We start from the raw sequence: 6200 nt of genomic DNA on the forward strand, positions 1-6200 counted from the left end.
TCTAGGTGCGTTTGTTCAATGGGGTTTTTTAATGGCTTTTTTATACTCATTAGTAACGAGTATAAATAAACCCAAAAAAGAGGCTTTATGGCTGTCGCTAATAATGTCGGTTTCATACTCTTCAAGCCTGTTCATTGATATCCAAAATATTTCTTATATGAAATTATTACTTTTTGATTTAGTAACAATTTTGGTTATTTTGGTTGTAAGCAACTTCTTAACTAAAAATGTTATATCTACTTATCTATTATTAGGGTTAAGCATAAACTCACTGTTATTTTTTTGTATGCACATAGACGTGCGAGTCTTTAATAACAGCACACCGTGGTGGTTTTGGTCGTTTTATTCAATGAGTATTAACCTAATGGACTTTATGATGATAGCTATTTTCTTTATTAATAAAGACTTTTTGAGAGTAGTGAAATTTAAAAATTGGCTTGTAAAAATTAGAATTAATAGAGCTATTATTAATGGCTGATTTTCTTTGGCAGTTAGTCGCGATTTTTGATTATATGTCGATTTTTATAACTTGGTTATTTGTAATCGCTTTTCTGTATAATTTATCGACAAGTATAAACAATCACAATAAAAATCTTTTGCTTCTCTCTTTTATTATGATGCTATCTTACACTTCAAGCATGTTTATTGATCCAACTACAGAGACACCTCATCTTAAAATGTTTATGTTTGATATAGTGACTATTGTTTTGCTAGTTATTTGGGGATACTTTATTAAGGGCAAAATTATTCCTGTTGCTTTTTATTACCTTATAGTAGGGCTTAGCTTTAATGCACTCATGTTTTTAGGTATGCATTACGATGTCAGCATGCAGGATAATACCGATTACTGGTGGTTTTGGGCACTTTATGCAATAGGTCAAGTTGTCAGTGATTGCGTTATGGCGGTAGTTTTAATCATAAATAAAGACGTATTAAAAATACTCTGGTTAGTGAAAAGATTTAAAGGCCGTTTTATTTTAGGAGTCTAAAAGTAGCGTCTCATTTATACGCTACTTTCTGAAAAAATTATTTAATGCTTGGTTTTCCCGAGCCTTGATTGCAGCGCCTTCATTACTATGGTGTCAACAAACTCACTCACATCCCCGTTATGGCGTGCTACTTCTTTTACTAGTGTTGATGATATAAAGGTATTGCGCTCGGCGGGCGTTAAAAATACGCTTTCTAAATCAGGGTTTAAACGGCGATTCATATTCGCGAGCTGAAACTCGTAATCAAAATCAGAAACCGCTCTTATGCCTCTGATCAGTACATTAGCATTATGGTCACGGGCTAAATCGGCGAGTAGCCCTGAAAAGCCAATGACTTTTACATTATCTAAATGGCTTAAAATCTCATTTGCTAAATCAACGCGTTCTTCTAAAGTAAAACACGGTTTTTTACTTGGGTTATGAGCAATAGCCACAATAACGGTATCGAACATTTTAGCCGCACGCTGAATTAAATCAGTGTGGCCGTTGGTAAGAGGGTCAAATGTGCCTGGGTAGATTGCGGTCACTTTCATAATATTTACTGTGTTATTATTTTTAGCCGTAGTGTAGCAGTGTTTAGTGTGCAAAGCAGCCTTGTGAGTAAATTGTATATAACTGCAGCTGCGCAGTGTTACAAATGCAATGATTTGTTTATACTAGGCGGATTATTTTAATGCAGCATCGTATTTTCGAAAATTGAGTAATGAGTATATGAATACCAAGGATAAAATAATTCAAACCAGTATTTCATTGTTTAACGAACATGGTGAAAGAGCAATATCTACTAATCATATCGCATCGAGTTTAGGTATGAGTCCGGGTAATCTGTACTACCACTTTAAAAATAAAGAAGACATTATTCGCCATATATTTGCACTTTATCGTGACCATTTAAGTACTCATTTTAAGCCGGTCGATCAAGGCGACGATGCTTTTGAACACCTAGGTCCTTATTTAGATTCGCTATTTGAATTGATGTGGCGCTATCATTTTTTTTACGACAACCTTGGCGATATTCTCGCTCGCGATAGTCATTTAAAACAGGGTTACATTGATTTTCAACAGGAGTTACTTGAGCAGGTGCGTAACATCATTTTGGCTTTACGCGACAGCGAAATTATTGCCATTGATGAACAAGATGCTATCGAACTTGCTCATACGTTAAAATTAACGGTCAGCTTTTGGACACCCTATATGAAAGCAAGAAGGCTTAGTGGTGTGCTGGTTGAGCAAGATATTTACCCTGGTATTGTAAAAGTACTGACTTTATTTAAAGCCTACAGCACCGAAAAAAGCGCAAATAAAATTAATCAGTTAAGAGACAAGTACGCACTTTTAGCAAATGCTGCTCCCCAGAATCCTTAAGCCCGTTAAGTTGGTTAGTTCCTAGGCGCTAAATTTTTTGCTATAATCCGCCGCGCCCAATACCTGGGTGCGCGAATTCCCGCAGTCTAAGAGTTAAACTATGCTTAAATTTATCGTCAAACTTCACCCTGAAATAGCCATTAAAAGCCGTTCAGTCCGTAAACGCTTTACTAAAGTGTTAGAAAATAACATTAAAATTGTATTGCGTCGTGTTGACGAAAAAGTACAGGTACGTAATAACTGGGATAACATTTCAGTTGTAACAAAACTTGACGATGCTCAAACTCGCCTTGATTTTATCGACAGCTTACAACGTATACCTGGCATCGTGCAGTTTATTGAAGTGACTGAAACAGACTTTAAAACGATTGATGACATTTATCAAAAAACTATTGAGCTAGTTGGTCACACTATTATTGGTAAAACCTTTTGTGTCCGTGCTAAGCGCACAGGTCAACATGATTTTACTTCAACTGAGCTAGAGCGTTACGTTGGTGGCGGGCTTAATCAACATGTTGAAGGGGCTCGAGTAAAGCTAAGTCGCCCAGAAGTAACGATTCGTTTAGAAATTAAAGACGAAAAAGCCTACATAGTAACGCAAACGCATTTAGGAATGGCGGGCTTTCCACTGCCAACACAAGACGATGTATTATCGCTTATGTCTGGTGGGTTTGATTCTGGCGTTGCCAGTTATCAAATGATCCGTAAAGGTGCTCGCACGCACTTTTTATTCTTTAATTTAGGTGGCGCTGCTCATGAAATTGGGGTTAAACAAGCGAGTTACTATCTATGGAAACAATACAGCTCTACTCACAAAGTTAAGTTTATTACTGTTGATTTTGAGCCAGTGGTTGCTGAAATCTTAGAAAACGTTGAGAACAGCCAAATGGGCGTTGTCCTTAAACGTATGATGATGCGAGCGGGTAGTGCCGTCGCTGAAAAACTAAATATTCAAGCATTGGTTACGGGTGAAAGTATAGGTCAGGTGTCTAGTCAAACCTTAGCTAACTTAAGTGTGATTGACCGCGTAACCGAAACGCTCATTTTACGCCCACTTATCCAACATGATAAGCAAGAAATCATCAATATAGCGCGCCAAATAGGCACTGCAGAAATGGCAGAGACGATGCCTGAATACTGCGGTGTGATCTCTAAAAAGCCGACAGTTAAAGCCAAAATTGAAGTGATTAAAGCAGAAGAAGAAAAGTTTGACTTTGATGTATTAGATACCGTTATTGATAACGCCCGTGTTATGGATGTGCGCGATATTGATGTTGAGGCTAAGCAAGAGCTTAAAGAGGCAGAATCAGTTACAGAGTTACCTGAAGGAGCGGTTGTTGTTGATATTCGCTCGCCTGAAGAAGAAGATGCGGCGCCGCTGGAAATTGAAGGTATTGAAGTTATCCACTTACCGTTTTTCCGCTTAGCAACAAAGTTTGGCGATTTACCTAAAGGCAAAGATTATTACTTATATTGCCAAAAAGGAGTAATGAGCCAATTACAAGCGCTTATTCTTCACGAAGAAGGCTTTAACACCGTAAAAGTATATCGTCCTTGATGGCTTAAGATATTGGGTCTGTTGACCTTTGCGGATTATAATTTGTTCAAACTAGGGGCGGTTTAATCGCGGCGCGAGGTTTGTAACCTAGTGGGCTAAGTAAAAATCGAGCAACAAAGAGTAAATCGCCCCTAGGCAGAACCCTTCGGGCAGCGCCTGTTTGGCATTGATGCTGCGTTATCGCCTATTTATGGGGAATAACCACACCACATAGGCTCTGCCTTACCTAAATACCAAACAGACTGCTGCAAATTTAACCTTGAAAGGTCAACAGACCCTAAATGCGCGGATTTATTCCGCGCTTTTTTTTGCCAAAATTTTAGCAAGTAAGGCGTCATTATAAGGTGTTGCAATATGGTGCAGTTTTCCTTGCTCACTTATATAGCCACAAATCGCCATGATCTCTGTTTGTCTATTGTGCATTACATCTTGATGCATCGAAGAGTAATTTTCGGCAGTTAAACTCATTACTTTGTAAGCCCGCTCTAGGGCATCTATAAGCTTAATATTGAGTTTTAGCGCGGTTGCAATGTGGCACGCCTCAGCTAATAAATTAATAATTGCACTACTGTATTGCGGTGCACGTAACTGACCATTTTTTATATTGTGGTGAGCGGTTAATGGATTTATTGCAATATTAACCAGTAGCTTTTCAAACCGTAGTTGTTCAATATTGTTACTGACAATTAACTGCGGAATAGTGTGTAATTGCGCACTAAGCTGTTGAATATTTTGAATAGCTAGTTGATTACAGCCCCCTAATACACTTTGCCCGTTTCCGGTATGTTGCACAATATTAGGGTTTGACTTAAATCCAGCCATGCTGGTGGTTAAAAAGTACAATGACTGCTGCTTTGTTAGTTGTTCATTTAATTGTTCAACATTACCCATGCCATTATGACTCAGTATAATATGGGTATTATTGCCTAGATAAGGTTTTACTTGAGCATAGGCTTGTTGCACTGCAAACGCTTTTACCGTGAATAAAACAATATCAAATTCAGGAGTTTGAGATAACTGCTCTTGTGAGATAAAAGTGGCGTTAATTTTTTCAGACGCAGCGTTACTGTGGCTGTAAAAGCGAGTATTAACTGTGCCTTTTCGAGTAAGTATATATATAGCGTGATGCTTGGCTAAAAAATGGCTAAATAACAAGCCAATAGCGCCATCACCTACAACAAGTATGTTAGCCATAATGCTTCTTTTTACGCAGTGTTAACAGGGCTTTAGCTAAAAAGTAGCTCGCTGCACCAATAAAATCGGCAACAAAATCGGCCAGTGATGCTTGTCTGTAAGGAAGGCTATCTTGCATAATTTCTATTGCTGCACCGTAACCAGCGAGTAATAGTATTTGTGCATATAATGGGAGTTTAAACGCTTTATCCATAATAATGGCAAGTAAAAAGAAGATACCAAAATGCGCTACTTTATCAACATGCGGAAATAAGTTTGCCGCGCCCTTTACCTCTTTAGCAAATAAGAAGGTAAACGCAACAATACTAATTAAAAAAATTGCTTGGTAAACACGCCTTGTCACGAAAATTCCTAAAATCGTATAAAAAAGAAGCCTCAGTATATCAAACTAATTTAGTATCGCACCTGAACAAAATGCAGAAAAATGTAAAGATTTATCATTTTAACGTTATAATTGCGGCATAAAATTAAGATTAGATAGTTAGGAGAACGCTATGCCTTCATTTGATATTGTATCTGAAGTAGAAATGAACGAAGCAAAAAATGCGGTTGATAACGCCAACCGTGAACTAGAAACGCGATTTGATTTTAGAGGCGTTGATGCATCAATAGAGCTAAACGATAAAACAATTAAATTAAAAGCTGAAGCAGATGCTCAGGTAATGCAGTTATTTGATATTTTAGCGAGTAAAATCTCTAAACGTGGGATGGATGTTGCAAGCTTAGAGCTACAAGATATTTCTCGTGCGGGCAAAAATGTTTTTCGTAACGTTGCACTTAAACAGGGTATCGAAAAAGACATGGCTAAAAAAGTAGTAAAAGCCATCAAAGACTCTAAAGTAAAAGTACAAGCGGCCATTCAAGGTGAAGAAGTTCGCGTAACAGGTAAAAAGCGTGATGACTTACAAGCGGCTATGCAAGTTGTACGCACTGCTGATTTAGGTCAACCATTTCAGTTTAAAAACTTCCGCGATTAATTTATTGCCTCGAGCTCGGCACTATAGGCGCTGAGCTCAAAGCAACATGTATTTAGCCAAACACGTTATATTGTTTGGCTTTTTATTTTTGGATCTATGATAATTATCGAACCACGA

General features: G+C 37.8%; 7 protein-coding genes. 4 read left to right on the plus strand and 3 right to left on the minus strand.

All coding sequences use genetic code 11. The annotated features are described in order from the left end of the window. The first annotated feature begins 470 nt into the window (after positions 1-470). Complete coding sequence (locus tag QL984_RS18075) at positions 471-989, plus strand: hypothetical protein (protein ID WP_016900259.1); 519 nt, start codon at positions 471-473, stop codon at positions 987-989. Positions 990-1030: 41 nt separating this feature from the next. Here the strand turns inward: QL984_RS18075 and coaD are convergent, their stop codons facing one another. Further along, positions 1031-1522 (minus strand): pantetheine-phosphate adenylyltransferase, encoded by a 492-nt coding sequence (gene coaD, locus QL984_RS18080; protein WP_024601870.1) that lies wholly within the window; start codon positions 1520-1522, stop codon positions 1031-1033. Between the two features lie 178 nt (positions 1523-1700). Between coaD and QL984_RS18085 the strand changes: the two genes are divergently transcribed. Together QL984_RS18085 and thiI are read left to right on the plus strand one after the other, a co-directional pair. After that, the gene (locus QL984_RS18085; RefSeq protein WP_013464311.1) at positions 1701-2354 is read left to right on the plus strand and encodes a TetR/AcrR family transcriptional regulator; all 654 of its coding nucleotides are present in this window, start codon (positions 1701-1703) and stop codon (positions 2352-2354) included. A gap of 100 nt (positions 2355-2454) precedes the next feature. Further along, positions 2455-3912, plus strand: a complete 1458-nt coding sequence (gene thiI / locus QL984_RS18090; RefSeq protein WP_290173182.1) for a tRNA uracil 4-sulfurtransferase ThiI — start codon at positions 2455-2457, stop codon at positions 3910-3912. A 291-nt stretch (positions 3913-4203) separates the two neighbouring features. On the opposite strand, the gene QL984_RS18095 is transcribed toward thiI, so the two are convergent. Both QL984_RS18095 and QL984_RS18100 read right to left on the minus strand, forming a co-directional pair. Further along, positions 4204-5106: a 2-dehydropantoate 2-reductase gene (locus QL984_RS18095; RefSeq protein ID WP_028835501.1), complete on the minus strand. Its 903-nt coding sequence runs from the start codon at positions 5104-5106 to the stop codon at positions 4204-4206. After that, positions 5099-5449, minus strand: a complete 351-nt coding sequence (locus QL984_RS18100; protein WP_008466003.1) for a VanZ family protein — start codon at positions 5447-5449, stop codon at positions 5099-5101. The genes QL984_RS18095 and QL984_RS18100 overlap by 8 nt, the downstream gene beginning before the upstream one ends. A 151-nt stretch (positions 5450-5600) precedes the next feature. Between QL984_RS18100 and QL984_RS18105 the strand changes: the two genes are divergently transcribed. Further along, a complete protein-coding gene (locus QL984_RS18105) occupies positions 5601-6083 on the plus strand; it encodes a YajQ family cyclic di-GMP-binding protein (RefSeq protein ID WP_013464315.1) in 483 nt (160 codons plus the stop codon). Positions 6084-6200: the final 117 nt, after the last annotated feature.

Origin of the sequence: Pseudoalteromonas sp. APC 3495 (assembly GCF_030407645.1) — a bacterium.
Taxonomy (GTDB): Bacteria; Pseudomonadota; Gammaproteobacteria; order Enterobacterales; family Alteromonadaceae; genus Pseudoalteromonas; species Pseudoalteromonas tetraodonis.